General features: G+C 38.7%; 26 protein-coding genes and 1 riboswitch. Of the genes, 8 read left to right on the top strand and 18 right to left on the bottom strand.

Annotation, left to right across the window (positions count from 1 at the left end; translation table 11 throughout):
- Window position 1 precedes the first annotated feature (1 nt).
- The 4 genes from DHW03_RS00925 (at window position 2) to DHW03_RS00910 (ending at window position 5,119) form a co-directional block, all read left to right on the top strand.
- Complete coding sequence (locus tag DHW03_RS00925) at window positions 2-1,168, top strand: hypothetical protein (RefSeq protein WP_109923884.1); 1,167 nt, start codon at window positions 2-4, stop codon at window positions 1,166-1,168.
- A 670-nt stretch (window positions 1,169-1,838) separates the two neighbouring features.
- Window positions 1,839-3,035, top strand: coding sequence for a sulfite oxidase (locus DHW03_RS00920; RefSeq protein ID WP_008245487.1), 1,197 nt, complete (start codon window positions 1,839-1,841; stop codon window positions 3,033-3,035).
- A gap of 92 nt (window positions 3,036-3,127) precedes the next feature.
- A complete protein-coding gene (locus DHW03_RS00915) occupies window positions 3,128-3,724 on the top strand; it encodes a DUF305 domain-containing protein (protein WP_082489588.1) in 597 nt (198 codons plus the stop codon).
- A 3-nt stretch (window positions 3,725-3,727) separates the two neighbouring features.
- Complete coding sequence (locus DHW03_RS00910; protein WP_056095402.1) at window positions 3,728-5,119, top strand: beta-propeller fold lactonase family protein; 1,392 nt, start codon at window positions 3,728-3,730, stop codon at window positions 5,117-5,119.
- A 6-nt stretch (window positions 5,120-5,125) separates the two neighbouring features.
- Here the strand turns inward: DHW03_RS00910 and DHW03_RS00905 are convergent, their stop codons facing one another.
- The 5 genes from DHW03_RS00905 to DHW03_RS00885 all read right to left on the bottom strand — a co-directional run bounded on the left by DHW03_RS00905 (window position 5,126) and on the right by DHW03_RS00885 (window position 9,491).
- Window positions 5,126-6,112, bottom strand: a complete 987-nt coding sequence (locus tag DHW03_RS00905) for a YeiH family protein (RefSeq protein WP_008245480.1) — start codon at window positions 6,110-6,112, stop codon at window positions 5,126-5,128.
- Window positions 6,113-6,229: 117 nt separating this feature from the next.
- Window positions 6,230-6,979 carry a substrate-binding domain-containing protein gene (locus DHW03_RS00900; RefSeq protein ID WP_008245473.1) on the bottom strand — a complete coding sequence of 250 codons (750 nt, stop codon included), beginning with the start codon at window positions 6,977-6,979 and terminating at the stop codon, window positions 6,230-6,232.
- Window positions 6,980-6,990: 11 nt separating this feature from the next.
- The gene (locus DHW03_RS00895; protein ID WP_056870676.1) at window positions 6,991-7,911 is read right to left on the bottom strand and encodes a molybdate ABC transporter substrate-binding protein; all 921 of its coding nucleotides are present in this window, start codon (window positions 7,909-7,911) and stop codon (window positions 6,991-6,993) included.
- A 19-nt stretch (window positions 7,912-7,930) separates the two neighbouring features.
- Window positions 7,931-8,386, bottom strand: coding sequence for a DsrE family protein (locus tag DHW03_RS00890; RefSeq protein WP_008245470.1), 456 nt, complete (start codon window positions 8,384-8,386; stop codon window positions 7,931-7,933).
- A gap of 19 nt (window positions 8,387-8,405) precedes the next feature.
- Entirely contained in the window at window positions 8,406-9,491 is a 1,086-nt protein-coding gene (locus DHW03_RS00885; protein ID WP_082491480.1) for a c-type cytochrome, read from the bottom strand.
- Window positions 9,492-9,635: 144 nt separating this feature from the next.
- Here DHW03_RS00885 and DHW03_RS00880 point away from each other — a divergent pair, with 144 nt between their 5' ends.
- Genes DHW03_RS00880 through DHW03_RS00870 form a run of 3 tightly spaced genes read left to right on the top strand, consistent with a single transcriptional unit; the run spans window position 9,636 to window position 11,464 of the window.
- On the top strand, window positions 9,636-10,535 hold the full coding sequence (locus tag DHW03_RS00880) for a LysR family transcriptional regulator (RefSeq protein WP_056095397.1): 900 nt from the start codon (window positions 9,636-9,638) through the stop codon (window positions 10,533-10,535).
- Window positions 10,528-11,034 (top strand): hypothetical protein, encoded by a 507-nt coding sequence (locus DHW03_RS00875; protein WP_056095394.1) that lies wholly within the window; start codon window positions 10,528-10,530, stop codon window positions 11,032-11,034. Before DHW03_RS00880 ends, DHW03_RS00875 begins: the two co-directional genes overlap by 8 nt.
- Before the next feature lie 40 nt (window positions 11,035-11,074).
- Window positions 11,075-11,464, top strand: a complete 390-nt coding sequence (locus DHW03_RS00870; protein ID WP_008245456.1) for a YidH family protein — start codon at window positions 11,075-11,077, stop codon at window positions 11,462-11,464.
- Between the two features lie 160 nt (window positions 11,465-11,624).
- Here DHW03_RS00870 and DHW03_RS00865 read toward each other — a convergent pair whose 3' ends face one another.
- The 4 genes from DHW03_RS00865 to DHW03_RS00850 all read right to left on the bottom strand — a co-directional run bounded on the left by DHW03_RS00865 (window position 11,625) and on the right by DHW03_RS00850 (window position 15,247).
- Window positions 11,625-12,917, bottom strand: a complete 1,293-nt coding sequence (locus DHW03_RS00865) for a voltage-gated chloride channel family protein (protein WP_008245455.1) — start codon at window positions 12,915-12,917, stop codon at window positions 11,625-11,627.
- A gap of 18 nt (window positions 12,918-12,935) precedes the next feature.
- On the bottom strand, window positions 12,936-14,216 hold the full coding sequence (gene eno / locus DHW03_RS00860; protein WP_008245454.1) for a phosphopyruvate hydratase: 1,281 nt from the start codon (window positions 14,214-14,216) through the stop codon (window positions 12,936-12,938).
- 58 nt (window positions 14,217-14,274) lie between these two features.
- Complete coding sequence (locus tag DHW03_RS00855; protein WP_008245453.1) at window positions 14,275-14,688, bottom strand: EamA family transporter; 414 nt, start codon at window positions 14,686-14,688, stop codon at window positions 14,275-14,277.
- 142 nt (window positions 14,689-14,830) lie between these two features.
- Window positions 14,831-15,247 carry a phosphatase PAP2 family protein gene (locus DHW03_RS00850; protein WP_133248476.1) on the bottom strand — a complete coding sequence of 139 codons (417 nt, stop codon included), beginning with the start codon at window positions 15,245-15,247 and terminating at the stop codon, window positions 14,831-14,833.
- Window positions 15,248-15,289: 42 nt separating this feature from the next.
- A riboswitch (Fluoride riboswitch) is annotated at window positions 15,290-15,358 on the bottom strand.
- 227 nt (window positions 15,359-15,585) lie between these two features.
- On the opposite strand from DHW03_RS00850, the gene DHW03_RS00845 reads away from it, so the two are divergent.
- Window positions 15,586-15,924, top strand: coding sequence for a four-helix bundle copper-binding protein (locus tag DHW03_RS00845; protein ID WP_008245450.1), 339 nt, complete (start codon window positions 15,586-15,588; stop codon window positions 15,922-15,924).
- Between the two features lie 20 nt (window positions 15,925-15,944).
- Here DHW03_RS00845 and DHW03_RS00840 read toward each other — a convergent pair whose 3' ends face one another.
- From DHW03_RS00840 to DHW03_RS00805, 9 genes are all read right to left on the bottom strand, one after another.
- Complete coding sequence (locus tag DHW03_RS00840) at window positions 15,945-16,148, bottom strand: hypothetical protein (protein ID WP_109923882.1); 204 nt, start codon at window positions 16,146-16,148, stop codon at window positions 15,945-15,947.
- A gap of 654 nt (window positions 16,149-16,802) precedes the next feature.
- Complete coding sequence (locus DHW03_RS19560) at window positions 16,803-16,937, bottom strand: hypothetical protein (RefSeq protein WP_262503158.1); 135 nt, start codon at window positions 16,935-16,937, stop codon at window positions 16,803-16,805.
- A 518-nt stretch (window positions 16,938-17,455) separates the two neighbouring features.
- A complete protein-coding gene (locus tag DHW03_RS00835; RefSeq protein WP_317046784.1) occupies window positions 17,456-17,998 on the bottom strand; it encodes an iron-sulfur cluster co-chaperone HscB C-terminal domain-containing protein in 543 nt (180 codons plus the stop codon).
- Between the two features lie 83 nt (window positions 17,999-18,081).
- Window positions 18,082-19,482 (bottom strand): RIP metalloprotease RseP, encoded by a 1,401-nt coding sequence (gene rseP / locus DHW03_RS00830; protein WP_109923881.1) that lies wholly within the window; start codon window positions 19,480-19,482, stop codon window positions 18,082-18,084.
- A 31-nt stretch (window positions 19,483-19,513) separates the two neighbouring features.
- A complete protein-coding gene (locus DHW03_RS00825) occupies window positions 19,514-20,674 on the bottom strand; it encodes a 1-deoxy-D-xylulose-5-phosphate reductoisomerase (protein ID WP_109924956.1) in 1,161 nt (386 codons plus the stop codon).
- A 42-nt stretch (window positions 20,675-20,716) separates the two neighbouring features.
- Complete coding sequence (locus DHW03_RS00820) at window positions 20,717-22,213, bottom strand: GH3 auxin-responsive promoter family protein (RefSeq protein WP_109923880.1); 1,497 nt, start codon at window positions 22,211-22,213, stop codon at window positions 20,717-20,719.
- Window positions 22,214-22,309: 96 nt separating this feature from the next.
- Window positions 22,310-23,098: a hypothetical protein gene (locus DHW03_RS00815; RefSeq protein ID WP_109923879.1), complete on the bottom strand. Its 789-nt coding sequence runs from the start codon at window positions 23,096-23,098 to the stop codon at window positions 22,310-22,312.
- Entirely contained in the window at window positions 23,095-24,063 is a 969-nt protein-coding gene (locus DHW03_RS00810; RefSeq protein ID WP_109923878.1) for a glycosyltransferase, read from the bottom strand. Before DHW03_RS00810 ends, DHW03_RS00815 begins: the two co-directional genes overlap by 4 nt.
- 35 nt (window positions 24,064-24,098) lie before the next feature.
- Entirely contained in the window at window positions 24,099-25,049 is a 951-nt protein-coding gene (locus DHW03_RS00805; protein WP_109923877.1) for a glycosyltransferase family 2 protein, read from the bottom strand.
- Between the last annotated feature and the right edge of the window lie 90 nt (window positions 25,050-25,139).

Below are 25,139 nucleotides of genomic sequence, written 5' to 3'. Positions count from 1 at the left end.
GATGCTATTTCAATTACATTCATCCAAACATGAAATTGAAAAGATTCATGAGCTCCTCACACAATTTTTTACTAAAATTGCTGATGCTGAAACTGCTGAATTTTCGAATTCACTTTTTCCCACTTGGGTAAATGATGACATAATGAAAGGCAAGTTGAAAGAAAATTTTGAGGGATTTTTTCATAGATGTAAAACAAGCCTTTCACAAGATGAAGTCAGCCTTTTGAGCAAAACTTTCCTGGAAAATAATGACATAATTGAGCTTTGCTTAAATAAGGCCGCATCACTAACAGGTCTTGATGACCTACCACAAAATATTAGCGCAATAGTTGATTTTCAGGTTACAACTGGTAAAAATTTATTTCAGTGGTTATATTCTTATATTCTTACTTCTAAAGATTCACCAATTTTAAAAACCTTAAACACCAGTTTAAATGATCACTTCGAATCTTTTCAAAGCAAGAACCCATCGATTTGTACATTTTGTGGGTTAGAAACTTACACTTTAATTGATACCGAGGGCCGGCCAGATTATGATCATTATTTAAATAGCAGTCAATATCCTTTTTCGGCGGTTAATCTAAATAATTTGTTTCCTATGGGGCTGAGGTGTAATCAACGAGTCAAAGGTGCCGACCATATACTTTTTGATAATTTTTTAGAAAAACATCGAAGGACTTCCTTTTATCCATATAACTCCAAATATTCATATAAGGATTTTGAATATCAATTAGAATGTCTAGAAGAACCGAATATCTCTAATGGTCTAAAGGGACAGTTTAATGTTTCGATTGATGCTATAGACAAGGATGATGAAGTTCTAAAGGAAAATTTAAGAACTTGGGTTTCCGTTTTTGATGTAGAAAAAAGGTATGCGGAAGAAATAAGAAGATCAACCAAATCTTGGATTGACATTATAATATATGACAGTTTCCCTGAGGTAAAGGAAACCAATCCTGAAAACAATGTTGATCAGAACATTGACTTATCTATTTCTGAGAATGTTAAGATATGCAAGCTTACTGATGCTAGAATCACATCAATGGTTAATCTTGTGCCACAATTTATCTTCCACCAATACTTGTTAGAAAATAGTTCGATCATCAGAGCTCTAATAAAAATTGACGAAAATACTTCATCCAAGGTCAATATGAACTGGCTTAACTAATTCAGTTACGTTTTCACTATCTGTGATGAACGATATAATAATTTCTTCAACTTCAATATTTTGACACAAGTTTTATGTTAGTTCGCATCTCATCTTATAATAACACTTCAAAACAATTCTGCATGCGAAAATAAACAAAATTCATTAACTTATTGGTATTGAGCTTATTATGGTTAATTGTTCAATAAACTGGTTCGATTTTAGTACGTCTGGGGGTACAGCCCCTTTTTACGTAAGTAAAGAGGGGTTTTTCATTTTAAAAACCTGCTCTATTGTCCAGAAATAAGGATTTTTGATGGTTCGATCTCCGGTTAGGGTATATGATTCACCCCAGCCGTATTAAGGTCGAACCGTTGAATTTCAAGGAGATGTCTATCCATTGCTTGCGGACTTATACGCCTGTATAAAACAATATTTTACCAACTGCAAGATCCCATTTCATAAATACTTAGAATAATTTCAGAAAACTCTTCTCAGATAACGACCGTTTTTTGATAGAAATTGAGATGAGTATTTGATAAACAGTTATAGAACTATTGTGTCTTTTCTAGCAGGCCAGCGATGAAGTAAAGTCTACAGTTGTTTCCTTTCAACCATCAAGAAAAAGGAAGAATACAAGTTATCCTATGAGAGATTTTTGGCTATATTGTAATCACCTACATTTATTGAAATGAAAAACGACAAAACATCACAAAACTACACGTTAAACAGACGTAATTTTGTTACTGGAATTATCCCGGTGATAGCTGGCGCAACAATACCATCCTGGGCTTCGGCGAAGGAGATTCAACAAACCAGAGAAGACAATGACTTTCCAGGACTTATTACGCGAGAGAAAAAGCCATTAAATATGGAGTTTCCATTTCCTACGTTAAAAAACAGGATTACTCCAAATAACCAGTTCTTCATCAGGAGTCATTTTAATATTCCCAATATTGATGCTACAAATTGGGAATTAGAGATTGGCGGCAACACCAATCATGTCATAAAGATCAATCTGAGCGAACTTAAAAAGCTTCCTGCAAAAAAGGTAATGGCTACTATAGAATGTGCCGGAAACGGACGTGCTAACCTCGCCCCAAAAGTGAAGGGTTTAGGATGGGAACAAGGTGGGATCAGCAATGCTGAATGGACAGGAGTACCTTTATCCGTATTGTTAAAGAAGGCTGGCATAAAGGTGGGTACGGTAGACATTATTTTGGAAGGGAATGATGAGGGGATGATTACAGAAGAGCCGAAATCACCAGGAAAAATCAAATTCGCCCGAAGCATTCCGTTAAATATAGCAATGCAGGATCACATCATCATCGCCTATGAAATGAATGGAAAACCATTGAGTGCTGAACATGGTTTCCCGGCAAGGGCAATTATTCCAGGATGGTATGGTATGGCATCTGTGAAATGGCTGATGAAAATTACTGCATCTGAAAAGCCGTTTGATGGCTATTGGCAGACGATTGAATATGCTTACTGGAAGCGTGTTGAAGGACTACCTACCTTGACGCCCGTAACCACTACATTGGTTAAGTCTGAAATATCAAGGCCGGTATTGTTTGAAGCGGTGCCGGCTGGAAAACCTTATCAAGTAAGGGGTGCAGGATGGTCAGGTGATAGTAACCTATCGAAAGTAGAAATAAGCACGGATAAAGGAAATTCATGGCAACCAGCAAAATTAATTGGTCCTGCTATCCCTTTCGCCTGGCAGCTATTTGAATTTGAATGGGTGGTTCCTGCTAAGACTGGAAGATATAGTTTAATGGCTAGAGCGACAGATCAAAATGGCAAAACGCAACCCATGGAGCATGATTTAGACAGAAGAACTTACATGGTTAATTTTATCTCGCCAATTGATGTAGATGTAATATAGCTCAATAAGAACAAATTTCAGGATCTTGCGGTTATCGCATAAGGCTTGTTTGGCATAAACAGTTTATCACAATTAATATTCTACATCAAACCATGATCAGATTCACGTCTATACTTCTACTATTTGCTAGTTTCTCTGCACGAGCACAACATGAACACATGCAAATGGCAACTAAAAAAAATGTCTTCCTTGGGCAAATGGCTCATATGATGATGAAGATGGATGAAATATCAGCTACCACATCTGCAGACAGAGATTTCATACAAATGATGATCCCACATCACCAGGGTGCTATTGATATGGCAGAAGAAGAGATTAAGACCGGAAAAAATAAAGAAATGATTCAGCTAGCTAAAAGTATCAAAGCTGAGCAACAAACCCAGATTCAGCAAATGCGACTCCTGCTCAGCCATCCTGAAGGATTTATCGCTACAGGCAACCAACATCAAAACGCCAACCAGAAGATGATGAAAGTGATGATGGAACAAATGCCTGAAGAAAAACAATTGTCTGATACTGATCTGTCCTTTGCAAGGATAATGCTTCCTCACCATCAGGCTGCCATCGACATGGCTAAAGTTGAGTTGCGGTATGGAAAAAATAAAAATGTAAAAAGACTGGCCGAGAATATTATCTCAGATGAACAGATAGAAATCCAACAAATGAAGACATTTACAAACTCCCATTAACATATGAAAAAGATATCCTTGTTTACGCTATTAATATTCAGTTTTGCCCTACAATCAAAAGCACAATCAATCTATGCCCAAGACAGGGTTTATACAGGCAATCAGATATCTAATACGGTTTCTGTCTTAGATCCCTCAACACAAACGCTATTAGGAAATATTGTTCTTGGTAAACCCCAACCTGATATCTTAAGTCCTCTATATAAGGGACAGGCCCTGGTTCATGGCCTGGGTTATTCCCCTAAAAGGCAATTACTAGCAGCGGTTTCCATTGGATCAAATTCAGTAACCTTTATTTCAACAGCAAAAAATAAAGTTTTAAAAACTGTTTATATCGGACGTTCACCGCATGAGGCAACCTTTAACCCTTCAGGATCACAGGCATGGATATCGGTAAGAGGAGAATCGTATATCAGCGTAATTGATGCAAATAAACTGATTGAAATCAAGCAAATTCCAGTAGCCGACGGCCCGGGAATGGTTGCTTTTACTCCAGATGGAAAATGGGCTTATATTTGTTCCAGCTTTACTGCAGAAGTGGATGTAGTGAATGCAACTTCTTATGCTATTGTAAAGCGTATTCCAGTAGTTAGTCCATTTTCTCCAAATATATTCTGTAGTCCTGATGGGAAATGGATTGCATTGACACATAAGGATGTAGGGAAGATCACTGTCATCAGCACGGAGACAAATACGATACATACAGTACTAAATACAGGTCCAATTACCAACCATGTCACTTTTACTTTAGTTAATGATTCACCTGTGATGCTGGCAACCATTGGCGGAGAAAACAGCTTAAAAGTATTTAGTGTTTCACAAGATTTCAAGCTTACTGATAGCGTTGCGACAGGATCATTGCCACATGGCGTCTGGACTTCGGCAGATGGTAAATTTGCATATGTCGGATTAGAAAATGATGACCAGGTACAAGTGGTTGATCTGGTAAAAATGGCCGTTGTAAAAACCATTGCTATTGGACAATGTCCGCAAGCATTGTTGTACGCCGCTAATGCCAGCCCTGCAAATGCCTCAAAAGAAAATTTAACCCCGCTTAATCTTGCAGACAAAAGTCAGGTGATTAAATTGATGAATAAGGATAATTCAATGTCATCAGGCATGCTAAACGTAAGAAGCGTAGGCTTGACTGATCTTGTCCAACAGGACTTTAAAAAACTCGAGCCAAATACTTCGTATACTTTAGCGTTAACCAACTCCTCAAATGATACGTTTAACGCAGATTATGTCATCAATTCTTTTAAGACCGATGAAAAAGGAGCTTTTAGCGGTCAATCCTCGGGGATAATTAAGAGTGTAGGAACAGGTGGCGCCGATTATAAACATGTGGTTCTTATTGATGATCTTTCAAAAAAGCTGGTGATGATCAGTAACTAATGTATTTTAAACCAAAGATATAACTGCCCATAATGCAGCACTTGAAATTACTATCCATAAAATTACGCCTTGTAACAGTGGCATTATCCCCACTGCTTTCAAGATAGTAAATGAGAGTCCGCTTCCTATCAGGAACAAGGTTAAAGTTAAGCCTGCTTTTGCTAATGCTACAAAGTAGGGCGCAAAAGGCTTAATAAAAGGTAAGTAGGTGTTGGCGATCATTGCCAGGATAAATAGCCCTATAAAATAGGGTATACTAACTTTGCTATTGTTGCTTTTGAACAGGAAAGATGTACCAAACGCTACGGGAACAATCCATAGTGCTCTGGCTAACTTAACAGTTGTGGCTATCTGTAGTGCTTGTTCACCATATTTACTGGCTGCCCCAACAACAGAACTGGTATCGTGAATAGCAATGGCACACCACATACCAAATTGTGACTGTGACAAGTTAAGCGCATGTCCGATAGCGGGGAAAAGAAATAAGGCCACCGAGTTGAGTATAAAAACAGTACCCATTGCAACGGAGATCTGTTTTTCTTCTGCGTTCATTACAGGCGACAATGCAGCAATAGCACTTCCACCACAGATCGCCGTTCCAGCTGATATCAAAAAAGATGTTTTACGTTCTATTTTAAATACTTTTCCCAGGATAAAACCAATGATAAGCACTCCGAAAATAGAAACTACGGTAAACAGTACGCCTTCTTTTCCTGCTTTCATTGCACTGAATACATTCATTCCAAATCCTAGCCCGACAACAGAAATTTTTAGCAGCAGGTTTGTGGCCTTGTGATTTAAATGCAGATAGGGATGTTCCATTAGTTGCGCCAATACTAATCCTAGCAATAAGGCTAAAGGAGGCGACATAAATGGAAAGAGGCACAGCAAAACTGCCAGGATGAAGATAATTTTACGGGTGTTTAAATTTAAGTTTAGCAGGTTACCCGCCTTTATTTTAGAAGAATTTGAATTGTCTTTGATTTGTGTCATAATTTTGATTGTCTTTATTTTCTAATTCAAAGATCCATAACTAATAAACCCCGATCAAATCATTAAAACTTATCTTCCATAACTTCATGTTATAGAAGATAAGTTTTTAGACATTATTTATTCCCAACCCCATTTTTTGAAAATGAGATGTCCTTTATCGGATTGCATAAACTTGATAAAATCCTCAGTTTCCGACTTATGCGTACCAGTGCTACCCCTCACTACAGGTGTACCTCTATAGACTGTTTGTGTAACAGGAATCCTAACCATTGAGGTGAGGTCTGGTAAACGGTTATGCCAGGAGCCAAATGTTATCCAGGCATCATATTGAGGATCATTTTTCCATGCAGCAATACCCAATGCCGAATTTGCAAATGTACCTGCTATACGCTGCTGTATGTTTGCAATCAGATCTTGTCGACCTGCCAAATCTTCCCAAAGCCCCATTTGCCCAGCCCCATTCACATCAAGAATTTTCACACCTGGTTTACAGAGATCGCCCAGATTTTTGATGTTTTTAGGATTGCCGGGCCGTACCAGGATCGCTGCCGCACGTTTATATAACTCTGTCCGAGAGTTCGCCACTATCATGTTTGGGTGGTCAGACATGAATTTTGAAAGCATGTATTCTGCTCCTCCAAAGAACAGATCTGCATGTTTCATTGCATCCGGCATCCATTCATTATCTGGCCCGGCAGTGACTTTAATTACGATATCATGCTGCTTTCCAAAAACCTTCGCACATTCATTGATCGGTCCGAGCGGCCCACCGGGACCATAGACATATAAAGTATCGTTTGGGATTTGTGCATTCCCAATGGTCACTACAGCAACGACTGACAATATGGTTAAAAATATATTTTTCATTGTGTTTATGTTTAAGGTAAATCAAAACCAAACTTTTTGTAGATGGCAGCAGCCTGCGGACTGATCAAAAAATCCATAAAATCTTTTGCAGCGGCCGGATGTGGCGCATCTTTTAACTGTCCCGCTATATATTGCGCATGGATATTCTCTTTTTCAGGAATTTCAATGAGCTCAACAGGATGGCCAATCATTTTCTGATAGTAGGCCTCAGTATACCATACTGGAGCGGCGTCACTTTCGTTGTATAGGATCCTCATTGGTGATTGGCGATGATGGATCATGGTAAGATAAGTAGTCTTATCTTTAACTTTATCTTCCATGATGGTAGATTTTAATGTTTCCCCTCCAGCTTTCACATAGGCTTCTTCAATACGTTTACCGATCCCTTCATTCTCTGGATTGGGCATACTGATCCTCAGCTCTTTATTTGCTAAATCTTTGAGTGACTTCAATGCCTTCGGATTTCCCTTTTGGACCATGATTGCCAACCTGTTTCTAGCATATAAAGTCGTTTTGCTAAACCATTCAGGGGTCATGTCTATCCGGTTCTTACCAGCTGTATAAACATCCGGCTTTAAGGTAATTCTCATGTTGCCCACCACAATGCTACCGGTTTTTATTTGTTGGGCTAAAATGCCTGGGGGAAGCGTTTCGGCAAATACCCGCTGATAATGTGGATATGACTTTTTAAAGGCTGCAATTAATTCGTCAATGCACATAAACTGGTTACCGGCAAAGAAAACCACCAGTTGGGGATCATTAATGTCTCCAAAAAGATCAGGCACATTGTCTACTCCAGGTACTGTGAACTGAACTTTACTTTCAGGTGGAGTATTCCAGGGCGGATCAAAGCGATGATCCTGGGCCTTAACATTTCCACAAAGCAATAAAAATGCAACTGTGGCTAAAAAGGTGTGATTTATATATTTCATGATTTTCTAATTATTTGGTTTAAGGATGTACAACTGCCCATCCCTGATATTGACGGATGATGATTTCACCATTGCCGCTGGGTACATAACTGATAAAATCAAATAAGGTATTTTTTTCGATTTTCCTTTCTCTGACGGTATTTTCACATTGTGCAAGAATTACTCCTCTGGATTGCAGTTCTAACAATGTTTTTTCAAAAGATCCGTTCTTCTGGTAAACAGCTACGCCATCTCCAAAGGCAATAAGTTCTGCATTGATTTTCCCTTTTAACCTGGGATCGTCGAGTGCATTTTTTAGGTTTCGAAGTGTTCCTGCAATCTTTTTCTCATCACCGTTATTGATTACATACAGTGCCTTATAATTTTTCAGGGTGGCTTTTGCCCCTGTAAAATTAGCAGGTGTAGCTTGGGCAAAAGTGGCCGAGGTTGCTGCGATCAGCAAAAATAATGTACAGATTAAGGTTATTTTTTTCATGATTTTAGATTTTGATGATTTATTTAGTTGTTAGTTTTACTTGTTTTTCGGAGGTTACAATTGGTGCAAATGGACCATACTTATGTTGATTTTCAGAAAATTTGTCGGCATATGGTCCGTATGGCGCATCAAAAGGTTTTTTTAACAAATCAGGGTAATCTTTTCCCTGATCTTTATGTGGTCTTGGCTGTGAGTTCACAAAAGCAGCGAGATCCCAGGCCTCCTCATCACTTAACTGCGCATCTCCATATCTGGCACCATATGGCATATTGTTCTTTACGAACCCCGCAAAGTTACTGAGTCTATACATCCCTGCGCCATCATTGTAGCTGTGTTTGCCCCATAATGGCGGATAAACATAAGTTAGTTTGTCTTCATCAAGTATTCCCTCACCATTTGCACCATGACAACTTTGACATTTACTGGTATATAAAATCGCTCCATGTTTGACATTCGCTGCCCTATCCAGGAATTTTAATTTTTCGGTTCCCGTTCCAAACACTTTCTCCCCTTTTTTTACACCTGTTCCAAGCCATTTCATATAAGCCAGCATTGCCTGTATCTCTTTACTAGATTCGTCTGGTACTTTGCCTGCAAGACTTCGATTGAAGCACTCTGCAATACGTGCCGATGCAGGTTCAACCTTTCCTGATCTGCCACTCATTTTAGGAAAACTGGAAATAAAACCAGCATAATTATTTCCGAACAGTTTGGTTCCACCCTCGAGGTGACAATTCTGACAATTCATACCATTTGTAATACGGGCTATGGATCCATTTGGCCCAAAATATTTGCTCGTATGTGCTATTAATTCTTTGCCATACCTGATCATCTGGCCGTACTTGGTGTCCGCCGGAATCGTATTTTCATCAGGCGCTTTCCAGGCATCAGCAGGTACAACCTGGCTTTTGACGTTAACAGCAGCTATACCGGTTTCCACATCCTGTTTGGTTTTTGCTGTCACTACATCTGGCTGCCCATTAAAAAATAAAGTGCAGATGAAAATGGTTCCACAAGCAACAAATAGAAACGCAATGATAGCCGTTGTCCTGGCTGTATATATAAGTGCTTGTCTGATTTCTTTTTCTGTTGATTCCTTATTCATAACCAATATTTTTCTGTTACAAATGTGCATTTATTCTACTCATCAGAAAAAGCATAAAAAGTTATTGATGATAACGTAAGGTTATGATGTCAGTACCCGTTGAAACAAATTGTTTGTATCTTAGGTTATCTACTAAAACCGTGTATGATAGATTTCCGTTTGCAAGTATTTTATGCTGTCGCTAAAAGGCTGAATTTTACAAAGGCCTCGGCAGAGTTATTTATCAGTCAGCCTGCTGTAACCAAACACATTAAAGAATTAGAGCAGGAGTTCAAAATGTCATTATTTGAACGCAGTGGAAACAAAAAAATCAGCCTCACCCCAGCCGGCGAATTATTGTTGCATTACGCAGAACAGATTTTTGGAACTTACCGGGAACTGGAATATGATATGAATCTACTTACTAAACAGCATAAAGGAATATTGAGGATTGGTGCCAGCAGTACTGTGGCACAATATATCATTCCACCTGTATTGGCACAGTTTCACAATAAGTTTAAGGATATACAAATTCAACTGGTTACCGGAAACACAGAAGATGTAGAGCAGCGTTTGATTGCTAAGGAAATAGATTTTGGAATCATTGAAGGCATCTCCCGGAACCCACAGATTAAATACGAACAATATCTAAAAGACGAGCTGGTGCTGGTGTGTTCTGGTCACAATTATGCCATGAAAAAGGAAATGATCAAACCGAATGAGTTGAAGGATTATGATTTATTACTTCGTGAACCTGGTTCTGGTACACTAGATGTTATTGCATATGCTTTAAAAGCACACCAGATAAAGGTGGGGGACTTAAATATAGAAATGCAGTTAGGTAGTACCGAAAGCATTAAATCCTATTTGATTCACAGCAAATGCCTGGCTTTTTTATCTATCCACTCCATATTGAAAGAGCTCAAGAATAATGAATGCCGCATCATAGATATCAAGGATATGGTTATCGAAAGGCCGTTTCATTTCATTCAGCTTCATGGTCAGCAGGACGCTCTGGCGGAACTATTTATGCGCTTCGCTAAAAGCTACAACTATAATGTATAGTGTTACCGAAATTTCGAGGCAATATCAGCCAGCTAAAGTGCTGCTGCTCTTTGTTTCTGAAGCTCCTGGAGGTGACGATAAACATTTTTACCTGGGAAATACTAATCTGTTTCGAACAATTTATCTTGCATTTAGTGAGGTATTTGGCGATTTTAAATCTGTAGAAGATTTTTTGCAGTTCTTTAAAGGCACGGGATGCTTTTTGGAACATCTAACTTGTACACCTATTGATAAATCGTCAGTTAAAATCAGAAAAAACCAGAGGCAGGGGGGAATAGAGCAATTAGCTCATAAAATCAGAACATATCAACCCCGATTAATCATGATCCTAATGAAAAGCATTGAACAAGAGGTTAAAGAATCTATTGACCTATCAGGCTTATCGTTTATCGAAGAAATTGCAGTTACCTGCTATCCTGCCGGCACTGAATCAAACAGGCTTACTTGCATCCGGGATACCAGGGTTATCATCTCCAAACTGGCATCGATATTGACATAACATGCAAATATATTGCTGTAATATACCGATACAGAACAAGATGAAAATTCAAGATCAGGAAAACACCAAACAGCATGCAGGAGACCATTTGGCTAATGAAAGAACATTTTTGGCCTGGATCAGAACCAGTATTGGTATCATGGGATTTGGCTTCGTGGTGATGAAATTCTCGCTATTTATCAAGCAGATCAGTGCCGCACTGGGGAGTAAAGTGCCCCTGCACCAAACCGGAGATTCCCGCATTATCGGGATTTTTCTAGTTGCCCTGGGAGCAATTACTATCATTTGTTCTTACTTAAGATATAATTCAACGAAAGAACAATTGAATCAGGGGGTGTATTACCATTCAACACTTTTTGTTAAAGTTTTAACCGCTTTAGTTTTCATAGCTAGTATACTTTTACTGCTCTACCTTATTAAAACAACATAGGCAGTTAAATCATCTGTACTTGATGCTTTAGAAAAGAGAGGAAGGAAAGCGGTCGATATAGCGTTGTTTTTTGATATAAATTGCTGATTGCATTGGTCAAGGATCTTATAAAAATTTCACCTCTTTATGATAATCCACAGGAACAGGATAAGTCAATATTTTATGTTCCCGTAAATATTTTGGGTACCGCAATACGCTGTGAAGAATATATACCTGAATGGCCACTGAAAAAATAGGCTGTAAAACAGGCTACCGCAAAAAACATGGTGTATTCACTACCAAAAAGTTCTATACCCATAATCGTACAGGCAAGGGGTGTATTCGTTGCACCAGCAAAAACAGCAATAAATCCAAGGGCAGCAAACAAACTAACTGGAGCATTTAATAAGGTCGAAAGTGCATTGCCTAATGTTGCGCCAATATAAAACAAAGGCGTTACCTCACCACCTTTAAATCCAGTTCCTAATGTTAAAGTTGTGTAAATGGTCTTCCATAACCAGCTCCAAGTATCTGCTCCACCAGGCTGAAAAGCAGAGGGAATTGTAACGGCTCCTTGGTATTCGCTATCCACGCCCAAACTTAAGTAATCCGGTTTCCCGATGGCGTAAGTCAAGCCTATAATAATCAGACCACCGATAACAGGAATAAGCCACTGGATCTTACATACTTTAGAAAAAAAGGCCTTGATCTCATGCACCATTACAGCAAACAGGTAGCTGGCCAGACCAAACAATGTGGATGCTAGAATAACCTTACTAAGCAGGAGTAGGTTTACCGGCAGGTATTCAGATAGAAAGTAGGCACTTTTCTCTATGAGATCGATGTGATAAGCGGTATGATGGATGCCCCAGGCAGAGACAGTAAGATCACCAAGCACGCTGGCAATTAATGCGGGAAGTAAAGCCTTGTACTCTATTCTTCCAATGGCCAGAACTTCCATTGCAAATATGGCACCGGTGAGCGGTGTTCCGAACACCGCCCCAAACCCGGCTGCAATTCCCGCGGTAAGGAGCATCTTGGTGTCTACCTCATTTAGCTTAAACCAGCGGCTAAACATTCCTGCGATGCTTCCTCCGATTTGTACCGCGGTTCCCTCTCTTCCAGCCGATCCGCCAAACAAATGGGTAATCACTGTAGTTATTAAGATTACTGGCGCCATCTGCCTGGGCACTCCACCACCCGGCCTATGGATTTCATCCATGATCAGGTTATTTCCTTTTTCTGAGGACCTACCAACTGACTGATAAATCAGGTGGATCACAATACCTGCTAAAGGTAGCAGAAAAATGAGACAGGTATGCTGAAAGCGAAAGTGAATGGCCCAGCCTAGCAGCCAAAGGAACAAGGCAACCATACTTCCTATTGCAATGGCAACAGGAAGTATAAGCAGCGTCCATCGAACCGCATATTTAAAAACCGAAAGGTGTTCAAATAAAAATTTATTATGTTTCATTGTAGGTTAGCGGCTGATTTATAATTTTTTATAAAAAGTATTGATTCCTGCAAATGATGCCCTATCACCAAGTTCTTCTTCTATCCGAAGCAACTGGTTAAATTTAGATACCCTTTCAGAGCGGCAGCCACTTCCTGTTTTGATGTGCCCCGCACCGGTAGCGACAACCAGATCCGCAATTGTCGTGTCTTCAGTTTCACCACTGCGGTGAGAAATAAAGCAATTGTAACCGTTTTTTTGGGCTAGTTCTACGGCCTTTAGCGTTTCGGAAACTGTACCGATCTGGTTCAATTTAATCAGTACGCTGTTTGCAATGCCCTGGTCGATTCCCTGCTGGATAATACTCGGGTTGGTGCAGAATATATCATCTCCAACCAATTCCACTTTGTCTCCCAAAAGGCTGGTCAGCTTTTTCCATCCCTCCCAATCGTTTTCGCCCAACCCGTCTTCCAACAGGATAATTGGGTACTCTTTTAACCATCCTTCCCAAAAGCCAATCATTTCATCTGTTGTGATCCGTTCTTTAGAACTTTTATAAAATTCATATTTTCCATTATTCCACATTTCGCTGGTCGCTGGGTCAAGACAAAGGGAAATATCCTTGCCTGGAGCAAAACCGGCAATATGTATCGCTTCCATGATGATTTGGACGGCTTCCTCATTAGAACTCAGATTTGGCGCAAACCCACCTTCGTCACCAACTCCGGTATAATAGCCTTTCGCTTTTAGCAGACTTCTCAGGGAATGAAAAACAGCTTCGCCCATACGGATACTTTCCTTAAACGAGGGGGCGTTATGAGGGGCAATCATAAATTCCTGAAAATCGATGTTGTTATCAGAATGCCTTCCCCCATTAATGACATTCATGCACGGTACGGGCATTACGTAACCTTCCCTTTCCACTAGCTGCCTATACAAGGGAATCCCTTTTGCAACGGCCGAAGCCCGGGCGAAGGCGATTGAGGCCGCAAGCATCGCATTTGCGCCGAGCCTTGATTTATTCTCGGTTCCATCCAGACCAATTATATGATCATCGAAGGCCTGCTGACCCTCAAAGGATAAGCCGGTGACTGATTTGCCGACTTCGACGTTAATCCCTTTTACTGCTTTTTCCACGCCTTTACCATTATAGCGCTCTGGATCACCATCTCTAAGCTCTACGGCTTCTTTTTCACCCGTACTTGCCCCGGATGGAGAAATACCCCTTGCTGTTGTTCCGTTAAGAGTGACTTCTACTTCTACTGTCGGATTGCCCCTGGAATCCAAAATTTCACGGGCATGAATTTTAGTTAATTTCATAGTTTTTTGTTTTATATTGATTTTTAGTATTTCGGTTGCTTACAAATAATTGAGTTTCTCAAAAGATCAAAACCAGTGTTCCCCCAATGATCAGCAGGGCACCAAAGAATACTTTCAGGGTAAGAGCTTCTTTCAGGAACACCATTGCAAGTATAATAGTTAGGGCAACACTCAACTTATCAACAGGGGCGACCTGGGACACTTTCCCGATCTGCAAAGCCTTGTAGTAGAATATCCAGGACAAGCCGGTGGCAAGGCCAGATAAAAAAAGAAATAGCAGGTTATGCTTTGACAGTTCCGTAATTCCTTTAAGTTCGCCTCTGGCCATTACGATCCCCCAGGCTACAATCAGTATTACCACCGTTCGTATGGCAGTAGCCAAATCAGAATTGACATTGGTTACGCCGACTTTTGCAAAGATGGCCGTAAGGGAAGCAAAGAAAGCTGATAATAGCGCGTAGATCCACCACATAGTTTTATGTTAATTTTCCGTTATTGAATAATTCCAAAGTAAATGAGTACAAGAACCGTTGCTCCGGCAATGATCCGGTAAATGCCGAACCAGCGGAAAGAATGCTTTTGAAGATAGGTGATGAAAGAGCGGATGGCCATCCCTACATCCCACCCGCACCTGCTTTACTTAAATGAATGATCGTAGTTAGATTCGGTTCATGGGAAGGGCGTAGACGCTTAACGGTGTTTTTAATCAGTCCTGAAGCAATCTGATCTGCACTAGCAACTAGTAGCGCAATGGTAATAAGAACCTGCCAAATTTTTTTGCAGAAATTCTGGAAGAGGCAATAAATAATGAAGGCATAAAAAGGAAGCCAAAAACGCTTATCACTGGCCCAGTACATGATCGTATCCCAGAATGCATTATGGTGCTGATTTATCCACAAGAACCATTCAGTTTCAACCGGCAGGACCATTGCTAACACTGATCTCACTTTGGCAGACAGACAAAGTAAGACAAGCGCAATTAAGATAGCTGCCAGCAATAAGAGTTGAGAATTTATTTTTAATTTTTTCACCTACAATACTTTGACCGGCAGATTTTATTACCTGCTGGAATTTCTATTGTAGGCGCCATCAGCTTTTGAAAAAAGCGGTTGAATCGGAAGGACACCATTTCCGTATTGCAAATATAATACTAATAAAATGATGTGCAAAATCTTAAAGTAGGTGTTGAGAATTTAATTTATCACTATTCCTCCTTATTTGAATACGAGAACCAGTTTCTTATTCTTCTACCGTTTAAACAAGCATCATATCACGGGATTAAAGCTTTTCTTAAACAAAATGAAACCGCCTGGAAATAACCATGTTATCTATATAGGAATTTTTTTTATAACCCTAAAAAATTAAAGTTATGGGATACCATGAATGGAAAAACTGTATTGATGCATGCTTAAAGTGTGCTTCAATTTGCAATCATTGTGCAAGTTCATGCACTCAGGAAGAAGACGTGAAAATGATGGCGCGGTGTATTGAGCTTGATATGCAATGTGCAGCCATCTGCTACTCTGCCGCTCAATTGATGAGTATGGGTAGCTCTTTTGCTCAAGACATTTGCCGTATTTGCGCAGATATTTGCCAGCAATGCGGAGATGAGTGTAGTAATCATCATACCCAGCATTGTCAGGAATGTGCAGATGCTTGTAAGGCTTGTGCGGAAGAATGCAGAAGAATGACAGGAGTAGCTGCTTAAGATGCCAATCACCGTGAGCATTAATTGATTAAGGGCAGCATTCTAGTTGCCCTTTCATTTTTATAAATAGGCAAATTTATTCCATTCATTTTATTTTCATTATTCCCTCCTTTTTTGATAAGCGACTCTAAGCAAATGCTGATGCATTTAAGCAAAGTATAACGTTCCAGACAATCATTAAATATCTCTTTTTCTTTTTGCTGATTATCATAAACCCATTCCATTATTCAAATCAGAATTTTAGTTTTTGATGATGAGTTTTTGATAATTTGCGCTATATCAAAAACGAAGGATTAAATGTATCTAAAATTCTAATGATAATATTAGCAAAATCATTTGAGATAGCTTATGTTCATGGCCTGTATATCTTGTGTAGTGAAACCAAGCTATAATCATTTAAAGTTCAAGCTCTTCGGTTAGCAATCCAATTTTAAGTCCGATTTTCTGCGCAGCCAAGACAAGATTTCCGTTATGCTAGGCTCAAAGAAAACTTATTTGTAACCTGTAGCAATATTGAAGCATTTGTACTATCAGTTGTATGCATATTTATATTTTAGTGGGAGTTACAATTGTATTCCCAAGCAGATCAAATACAAATTACCAAAGAATTGTTGCAAAAAACAATTCCGCATGCAAAAATAACTCATCTTAATTATCACATTAGTATTGAAGCAATTATGTTCAAATCATCCATGAACTGGTTCGATTTCAGTACGCCCGGGGGTACAGAGAAATAAAAGCCTCAACATGCAAATGTTGAGGCTTTCTCTTTTAAAAATCTTTTTTAAGGCAATTAGCTGAAGATCAAAAATTTTCTACGGGGTTGGCGTAGTGGTATTTTTCATACTCAGCGTAATCATTTCGCTCCAAGATGAAAATTAAGCTTTATTTTTACACTTAGTTTCCAAATCTAGTACTTTGGATAAATGCTTATTTGCTTTCTGCAACTCTTTAATGGCCTGCATCTGCTCTCTGATAATGGCTTGCGCTTTCATTTTGTCTTTGAAACCCATGACACGTTTTAGCAATATAAAAGCCCTTGCTTTAGGTATCCTACGTTACGTGTAACGTTTGGGGCCTTTCCGCACACCACACCATGGCAAGGGCTTAAATTTAATTTCCTTTGTTCGTGTCTTCATGAAACAATAATTATAGCTCCCAATGATGGTACGTAGGGACACGTACCATGGCAGTTGTGGAAAGTTAAAATATCTCCTTGCCTTGGTTCGTGTCTTCACGAAACAATAATTATAGCTCCCAATGATCGTACGTGGGGAGGCGTACCATGGCAGTTGTGGAAAGCTAAAATATCTCCTTGCCTTGGTTCGTATCTTCACGAAACAATAATTATAGCTCCCAATGATGGTACTTGGGGGACACGTACCATGGCAGTTGGAACATCCTAAAAACCAACTAAGACCCTGAAATAAATTCAGGGTGACGACCTCAATGAAGATCCCTGAATAGCCATCCGTCATGCTGAATTTATTTCAGCATCTCCAAGGCTCGATATAAAACAATTAATTCACATTTAACCTTTTGGCAAACGTTCTCTGATTCTATTTATGTATTTCTGACGGTAATAAAGGTCTTTAATTGCCAAAAGCGTTTTTTCTTCATCATTGGAATTGGCATCAAATCGCTGAGTTAAGTGCTGCAATTCAAGCTCCAATTTCTGTTCAATCTCACCTACCTCCGCATTCACTTGATTCAGTTTTTCCGCATCTGGCTCAAATTCCAAATCCATTAAGGCTTCATTCACATCCATCATCTCCATTAAAAAAGATTGTGGTAATTGATAGCCTTCATCCGTTTCAACAATACCTTTTAATTCTAAAACGTATTTGAGTCGCTTTTGCGGGTTACTTAAAATCTGATAAGCCTTATTATTTAAGGTAGATAAATCTAAAACTTCCTCCTGTTTTTCGTCGCTTTCGTTGGCAAAAAAATCTGGATGATATTTTTTACTAAAAGCATAAAATTGGGTTTTAATAGCATTCAAGTCTGGATTAAACTGAATCGGTAACTCGTAGAACTCGAAATAGTTGGGAAGTTGTTTTGACGCACTCATCATTCTTAAATTAAAAAACCGCAGGCCTTAAACATTTTTGAATATTCAAAAATGCTTACACCTGCGGCAATTATATAAAATTCGTTTTACTTACCGAAAGATTTTAAAATATCATTACCGAAAGCAAACACCATCAAACAGATTAAAATTACGAAACCAACAATCTGTGCCTTTTCCAAAACTTTTTCGCTTACAGGCTTACGTTGCACCATTTCGATTAAAAGAAACACCACATGTCCACCATCTAATCCTGGAATGGGAAGTAAATTCATAAAAGCCAAGGCCATTGAAATTAGGCCGGTTAAAGTCCAAAATTTAACCCAATCGAAAGTACTGCCATAAACTTTGGCTATTCCGATTGGACTGCTGATATTCCTTGCGCTTAACTTACCTGTAACCATCTTTCCAATACCCTTAGCATTATCTACAAAAGTGCTGTAGGCCATACTTGCGCCTTCTGGTAGCGATTGGATTAAGTTAAAATCAACATGTGCCGACTCAGGCATTTTTACATTCGGAATTACGCCAATTGTTCCATCTTTACTGACTGCAGGATTGAAAGTTACTTTTTTACCATTCCGCAAAGCAGTAATACTAACTTGTTTATTCTTGTTGGCTGATACTTCATCTTTAAACTGATCTAAGAAAGTGATCGCTTTATCATTTACAGTTAAGATGCTATCTCCAGGCTTAATGCCTGCATTATAAGCTGGATAAACAGGTTTCTCGAATTTACGGTGAAATAGCTTATCCAATATTTTACCAATGAACGATTGTTCATCTACACTTGGATCTGGAACAGAAACCTTATCGATACGCTCCATCACATACCTTGGCGATATAAAGTTTTCCTTATCGTTTTTCGATAACTTATTTAAAATGGTATCAGGTACCGAAACATAAAGAGTTTGATTGCCCCTTAAAACGGTTAATCTGGCACCATCAAATAATACTTTGCTTGATATTGCATCTTCAAAACGAATCAACTTCTTTTCGTTGATGGCTAAAATTCTATCGCCATTCTTCAATCCAATTTCCTTACCCATAGTACCAGCGGCAATACCGTTGGTTAATTTTTCATTGATGGTATAACTCTTGCCGTAGCTAAACGTAAGCATCCAAAATATTAAAACACCCACGATAATGTTAACGATAATACCACCCAACATCACAATTAAGCGTTGCCAAGCTGGTTTAGAGCGAAACTCCCAGGGCTGAGCAGGCTGAGCCATTTGCTCAGTATCCATGCTTTCATCAATCATTCCCGCAATTTTAACATAGCCACCCAAAGGCAACCAGCCAATACCATATTCTACATCACCTTTTTTGAAACTGAAAAGTTTAAAACCCCATGCATCAAAAAATAAATAAAATTTTTCTACTTTAATACCAAATGCCCTTGCTGCCAAAAAATGCCCCAATTCGTGTAATATTACCAATAAAGACAATCCGAGCAACAACTGCCCCGCCATAATCAATCCATTCATATGTTCTTATAAAATTTTCTCTTGTTAGATTTTAAAATGTACTTTTTGTTACTAATTCGCCGGCTAAGATACGGCTATGTTTGTCAGTTTCTAAATAATCGTGCAATTCTGGCTTTTCAATAAACTTGATGTCGCTCATACACCGTTCAATAACATCACTCATTTGTAAGAAACCAATTTTATCTTTTAAAAAAGCTTCTACAACCACTTCATTAGCTGCATTTAAAATACAAGGCATATTACCACCCTTCTTTAATGAATCGAATGCCAACCCCAGATTTTTAAAGGTATCCACATCTGCCTTTTGAAAGGTGAAATTCGGATAATCTAAGAAGTTAAAACGCTTAAAACTGTTTTTTAGCCTATCAGGATAATTTAATGCGTATTGAATGGGCAATTTCATATCTGGAACCCCCATTTGAGCTTTCATTGATCCATCAGTAAACTGCACCAGCGAATGGATAATAGACTGTGGATGAACAATTACATCAATTTGATTAACATTTAAGTTGAATAGCCATTTTGCCTCAATCACTTCTAAACCCTTGTTCATCAACGATGCAGAATCGATTGTGATTTTTGCACCCATTACCCAATTGGGATGTTTCAAAGCCTGTTCCTTTCTAACCGAAGCTAAAAAATCACGGCTTTTACCAAGAAATGGGCCGCCTGATGCGGTAAGGTAAATTTTTTCAATTTCGTTTTGTTCCTCTCCTACCAAACATTGAAAAATTGCAGAGTGTTCAGAATCTACCGGAAGGATTTTGACCTGATGTTCTTCCGCTAGTTTTGTAACCAATTCTCCCGCAACCACCAACGTTTCTTTATTGGCAAGTGCAATATTCTTACCCGCTCGTATAGCGGCAATGGTCGGCTTTAGTCCAACTGATCCCATAAGGGCAGTTAGAACAACTTCGCTGGATGGATGAACTGCTGATTCTGTTAAGGCATCTTCGCCTGCTAAAACTTGAATATTTAAACCAGAAAGCGCAGTTTTTACTTCTGCGTATTTGCCCTCATCGCAAATTACAACTACTTCTGGCTTAAACTCTAAGGCTTGCTGTATGAGTAATGTTGAATTTTTTAGCGCAGATAAAACGGTAACCTTAAAAACCGTAGGATTCTCTCTGATTACCTCAAGCGCCTGTGTACCTATACTCCCCGTAGAACCTAAAATGGCTATATTTTTCAAATTCGTTTTTCTCTTTTTAATATCCCTGATCTCCAATCGCAATTAAGCAATATATTTTTGTAGGCCATCGGCCAATTTCCGATCGTTGCTCAATCTTGGCACCTTATTTTGTCCACCTAGTTTGCCTTCACTTTTCATATAATTTACAAAAGCATCTTTTTGCAAAGTACGTATAATTAAGGGCTGAAGGATGTTTCCTTCAATCAAATCGAAGTAATAAATATTTTTCTTTTGCAATTCTGCATCAACCTTTTTGCTAAAAGCGATAAGGTCTTGCGGTGCTTTTGAAAACTCTACAAACCATTCGTGGTAAGGCAATCCCATTTTTGGGGCAACCTGCGGTGCAACGGTAAATTCTGTAATTTCAACTTGTTCGGCATTAGCAACGCTTAACAGTGCATGTTCTACCTCTTCGCCAATTACATGCTCTCCAAATGCAGAAATAAAATGCTTAATTCTGCCTGTTACCACTATTTTGTAAGGATTTTTCGAAACAAATTTCACGGTATCGCCGATGCTATAAGCCCATAAACCTGCATTCGTATTTAAAATTAAAGCATAATTGGTATCCAATTCCACTTCTCCCAATGAAAGTCTGGTTGGGGTATCGTTGTAGTATTCGTCCGCAGGAATGAATTCATAAAAAATTCCAGCATCTGCAAGTAGCAATAATCCTTTGTCCTTTTGCGAATCTTGGTAGGCGATAAAACCTTCTGACGCTGGATAGGTTTCAATGGAATCGATTTTTTTACCAATGCTTTGTTCTATTTTCGCCCTGTAGGGTTCAAAATTTACCCCCCCGTAAATAAACAGACTAAAATTTTTAAAAATGTCGGCAATTTTCTTCCCTGCTGCTTTTTCTGATAACTTATCGAAATACATCTGCACCCATGGCGGTATGCCCGAAATCAAGGTCATATCTTCATGGATGGTTTCATCCACAATGGCATCTACCTTCTGTTCCCAATCTTCAATACAGTTAGTTTCGTATGATGGTAGGCGGTTTTTTTGTAAATATGCTGGCACGTGGTGCGCTACAATGCCTGAAAGACGACCAACATTGATACCGTTTTTAACACTTAATGTTGGGCTTCCTTGTAAAAAAATCATTTTTCCGTTTACGAAATCGGCTTTACCTGTTTCATGGATATAGCTTAAAATAGCATTCCGAGCAGCCTTAATGTGCTCTGGCATAGACTCCTTTGATAGCGGAATGTATTTTACACCCGATGTAGTGCCCGAAGTTTTCGCAAAATACAATGGCTTGCCCTTCCACAACACGTTGGCCTCGCCATTTACTACCCGATCTACAAAGGGCTTTAATCCTTCATAATCTCTAACCGGAACATGCGCTTTAAAATCAGAATGGGTTTTGATTTCGGCGAAATGATGATCCTTCCCAAAAGCCGTTTCTTTTGCTTCCTCTATCAGTTTCTTGAGGATTTTATTTTGAGCATTTACAGCATTATGCTTCCACTTGTTTATTTGCCAAACTGCAAAGGCTGCAAAGGGTTTACTTAATACTGATTTTATTGTCATAACCTCAAATCCTTAAAAGCGGTCTTTGTGATGTTAATTTTAGTTGATGATTTGGAGATCGGTTTATCAAAGGCTTTGCCGACCATGTACTGCAATTTAAACGATATTATGCAAAATATCTGGATGCTCATCACCTTGATATTCGCTAGAGATTTTGCGGTAGGCTACCGTTAATGCAACACTAGATAATGGCACAATGATAAATGAACTCAAAATATTCACAATGAAGGCAATGAGTGGCCACTGCAAGTAGTTTAATAAAAGGTAAATTAAATAACCACCTCCTAAAACCACTAATAGCAATAAAATTTTGGTAAAATTTCCTTTTGTTGTTGCTAAACTTAATTTGATTGAGGTGAAAGGACCTGCATTTTTATCAATAATGAAAAATGGAAAAAATGAAATCCGTAGCCACGTGATGAATATGGCAATAATACCTACTGATATGGCTACATTTTTTACGATGCTGATGTTAATGCCAGTATAAATAAATGGAAAAGCTATTAAAATTACCACCAAATACACACCCAAAATACAGCCTACGAAATATAGTGTAGCGATAAGAAATCTAATAATTTGCTGTCTTGTGGGTAAGGTATCTACAATTTTAACGTCGTTATCTTCATCATCCATCAAATGAAAGATGTATTTGAATAGCGAAAGATTGATGGTAAAATAAAGCATAATGAAGATGATGACCATCAATACACTTAATACCTTGCTCACATCTTTGATAAAAAATGCCATTAAGCTGGATGCACTAGCGGTAATAAACATTAAAAAGCACAGCGTGGCTATGGAAAAATAATGTTTTCTAGTAATGCCCCAAGCTTTTTGAATTACATCGTTAACGGCAAACGTACTCTCTTTTAGATAATTGATCATTGTTGTTTTAATACCACTCTTTTTATAAAATCTTGAATAAATCCTAAACCATAGGCGGTTAATTGGATAAACGAAGATATACTGCTCAAAAATGCAACTTTTAAACTTTTATTTACTGACCAAGAGTGAAAAAATATCAACATAAAATAAAGCAACAGGAAAAAGTTGCAAACAAAGCCCAAAGGCCAATATAGTATATTACAAACAATTGTAAATATAAATCCGATTGTAAATACCGCAGGGAAGAAATGAACGAGCTTTAACTCCGCAGGGAAATGTTTATAAATATTTATTCTTGCCCGACCAAAAAAGTGTAGCTGCTTGTAGAATTGACTGAAGCTGGTCCTTCTTTTATGATACACTATAGCATTGGGAATTAAGCCGATTTTAAACCCACTTTCGTGAATGCGGATGCTGTATTCGATATCTTCGCCCAAACGGGTTAATATGAAACCACCTACCTTTTCCCAAACGGTTCTGGATACGCCCATGTTGAAACTTCTTGGATGAAACTGCCCAATATGCTTTTTGTTTCCACGAATGCCACCGGTAGTAAATGGTGAGGTCATGGCATAACTAATGGCCTTTTGTACGGGGGTAAAACTTTCGTGCGCCGCATCGGGCCCACCGTAGGCATCCAAATGATGATCGTAAAGGTAGTTTTTAACTTCTTCTAAATAGTTGGACGGAATTAAGCAATCGGAATCGAAGATGATGAAATAATCGCCCTTCGCCCTTTCAAAACCATAATTTCTGGTAAAGCCCTGCCCTTCGTTTTCTTTAAAAAAATAATGAACATCCAACTGATTACGATAGCTTTCTACAATTGCTTTGGCATCATTTTTCGAGCCATCTTCAATCACCAAAACCTCAAACTGTAAATAAGTTTGCTTGGTTAGGCTATGAAGCAACTCATCTATTTCTTGCGGGCGATTGTAAAGTGGAATTATGATGGAAAAAAACATCAGATCATTAGCGTATTATTCAATTAGCTCATTAGCTAATCGAGTTTCTTTTCGATTAAATATTGATTTCTTTCTGGTGCGTTACGCGACAATAACTCAGCGATAAATCCGGCTAAGAACATTTGCGAACCCACTACAATGGCTACAAGCGATAAATAAAAAAGTGGTTGATCGGTTACATCGCGGTAAGCCAAACCTTGCCAAATCAAATATTTTTTTTCAAACAAGATGTACAGTGCCATTACGATGCCGATAAAAAAACTCAACACGCCCAAAGAGCCAAAAAAATGCATTGGTCTCTTGCCGAATTTACCCACAAAGAAAATGGAAAGTAAATCTAAAAAGCCGTTGATAAACCTGCTGAAACCGAATTTGGTCGTCCCATATTTGCGGGCTCGGTGCTCAACCACTTGTTCAGCAATTTTATTAAAACCTGCCCATTTGGCAATTACTGGAATGTAACGGTGCATTTCCCCATAAACTTCTATGGTTTTAATTACATCGCTTCTATAGGCTTTTAAGCCACAGTTAAAATCGTTCAATTCTATTCCACTCATTTTTCGGGTGGCGGCATTAAATAATTTTGTAGGGAGGGTTTTGGTTATTGGATCGTAACGTTTCTTCTTCCAACCGGAAATTAAATCGAGTTTTTCTTCTTTTATGCGGCGATACAATTCTGGAATTTCATCTGGACTATCTTGTAAATCGGCATCCATCGTAATGATTACATCGCCTTGTGTAGCCTCAAAACCAACATTTAATGCGGCAGATTTTCCGTAGTTTCTCCTAAATTTAATTCCTTTTATGGCATCGTTTTGTGCTCTTAGAGATTCAATTACCGCCCAAGATTGATCTGTGCTGCCATCATCAACCAACACAATTTCGTAACTGAAATTGTTCTCGTTCATTACTTTAGCAATCCATGCCGTTAACTCGGGCAAAGATTCATCTTCATTAAATAAGGGTATTACTACTGATATGTCCATTTATGAGTATCAAGAAATAAATATTTTGTTTCAGACTTGCCGCCCATCCACAAACTATTCTAAACTAAAACGTGCAAATTTCATCAATTT

This window comes from Pedobacter yonginensis (assembly GCF_003173595.1).
GTDB lineage: Bacteria > Bacteroidota > Bacteroidia > Sphingobacteriales > Sphingobacteriaceae > Pedobacter > Pedobacter yonginense.
Note: the sequence above shows the minus strand (reverse complement) of the source record. Positions and strands in the feature narration are given on the sequence as shown.

What these genes read in the sequence shown, in the direction of transcription:
- DHW03_RS00925 (WP_109923884.1), top strand. Translation starts at nt 2, where the DNA reads ATGCTATTTCAATTACATTCATCCAAACATGAAATTGAAAAGATTCAT.
- DHW03_RS00920 (WP_008245487.1), top strand. Translation starts at nt 1,839, where the DNA reads ATGAAAAACGACAAAACATCACAAAACTACACGTTAAACAGACGTAAT.
- DHW03_RS00915 (WP_082489588.1), top strand. Translation starts at nt 3,128, where the DNA reads ATGATCAGATTCACGTCTATACTTCTACTATTTGCTAGTTTCTCTGCA.
- DHW03_RS00910 (WP_056095402.1), top strand. Translation starts at nt 3,728, where the DNA reads ATGAAAAAGATATCCTTGTTTACGCTATTAATATTCAGTTTTGCCCTA.
- DHW03_RS00905 (WP_008245480.1), bottom strand. Translation starts at nt 6,112, where the DNA reads ATGACACAAATCAAAGACAATTCAAATTCTTCTAAAATAAAGGCGGGT.
- DHW03_RS00900 (WP_008245473.1), bottom strand. Translation starts at nt 6,979, where the DNA reads ATGAAAAATATATTTTTAACCATATTGTCAGTCGTTGCTGTAGTGACC.
- DHW03_RS00895 (WP_056870676.1), bottom strand. Translation starts at nt 7,911, where the DNA reads ATGAAATATATAAATCACACCTTTTTAGCCACAGTTGCATTTTTATTG.
- DHW03_RS00890 (WP_008245470.1), bottom strand. Translation starts at nt 8,386, where the DNA reads ATGAAAAAAATAACCTTAATCTGTACATTATTTTTGCTGATCGCAGCA.
- DHW03_RS00885 (WP_082491480.1), bottom strand. Translation starts at nt 9,491, where the DNA reads ATGAATAAGGAATCAACAGAAAAAGAAATCAGACAAGCACTTATATAT.
- DHW03_RS00880 (WP_056095397.1), top strand. Translation starts at nt 9,636, where the DNA reads ATGATAGATTTCCGTTTGCAAGTATTTTATGCTGTCGCTAAAAGGCTG.
- DHW03_RS00875 (WP_056095394.1), top strand. Translation starts at nt 10,528, where the DNA reads ATGTATAGTGTTACCGAAATTTCGAGGCAATATCAGCCAGCTAAAGTG.
- DHW03_RS00870 (WP_008245456.1), top strand. Translation starts at nt 11,075, where the DNA reads ATGAAAATTCAAGATCAGGAAAACACCAAACAGCATGCAGGAGACCAT.
- DHW03_RS00865 (WP_008245455.1), bottom strand. Translation starts at nt 12,917, where the DNA reads ATGAAACATAATAAATTTTTATTTGAACACCTTTCGGTTTTTAAATAT.
- eno (WP_008245454.1), bottom strand. Translation starts at nt 14,216, where the DNA reads ATGAAATTAACTAAAATTCATGCCCGTGAAATTTTGGATTCCAGGGGC.
- DHW03_RS00855 (WP_008245453.1), bottom strand. Translation starts at nt 14,688, where the DNA reads ATGTGGTGGATCTACGCGCTATTATCAGCTTTCTTTGCTTCCCTTACG.
- DHW03_RS00845 (WP_008245450.1), top strand. Translation starts at nt 15,586, where the DNA reads ATGGGATACCATGAATGGAAAAACTGTATTGATGCATGCTTAAAGTGT.
- DHW03_RS00840 (WP_109923882.1), bottom strand. Translation starts at nt 16,148, where the DNA reads ATGGAATGGGTTTATGATAATCAGCAAAAAGAAAAAGAGATATTTAAT.
- DHW03_RS19560 (WP_262503158.1), bottom strand. Translation starts at nt 16,937, where the DNA reads ATGGGTTTCAAAGACAAAATGAAAGCGCAAGCCATTATCAGAGAGCAG.
- DHW03_RS00835 (WP_317046784.1), bottom strand. Translation starts at nt 17,998, where the DNA reads ATGATGAGTGCGTCAAAACAACTTCCCAACTATTTCGAGTTCTACGAG.
- rseP (WP_109923881.1), bottom strand. Translation starts at nt 19,482, where the DNA reads ATGAATGGATTGATTATGGCGGGGCAGTTGTTGCTCGGATTGTCTTTA.
- DHW03_RS00820 (WP_109923880.1), bottom strand. Translation starts at nt 22,213, where the DNA reads ATGACAATAAAATCAGTATTAAGTAAACCCTTTGCAGCCTTTGCAGTT.
- DHW03_RS00815 (WP_109923879.1), bottom strand. Translation starts at nt 23,098, where the DNA reads ATGATCAATTATCTAAAAGAGAGTACGTTTGCCGTTAACGATGTAATT.
- DHW03_RS00810 (WP_109923878.1), bottom strand. Translation starts at nt 24,063, where the DNA reads ATGTTTTTTTCCATCATAATTCCACTTTACAATCGCCCGCAAGAAATA.
- DHW03_RS00805 (WP_109923877.1), bottom strand. Translation starts at nt 25,049, where the DNA reads ATGGACATATCAGTAGTAATACCCTTATTTAATGAAGATGAATCTTTG.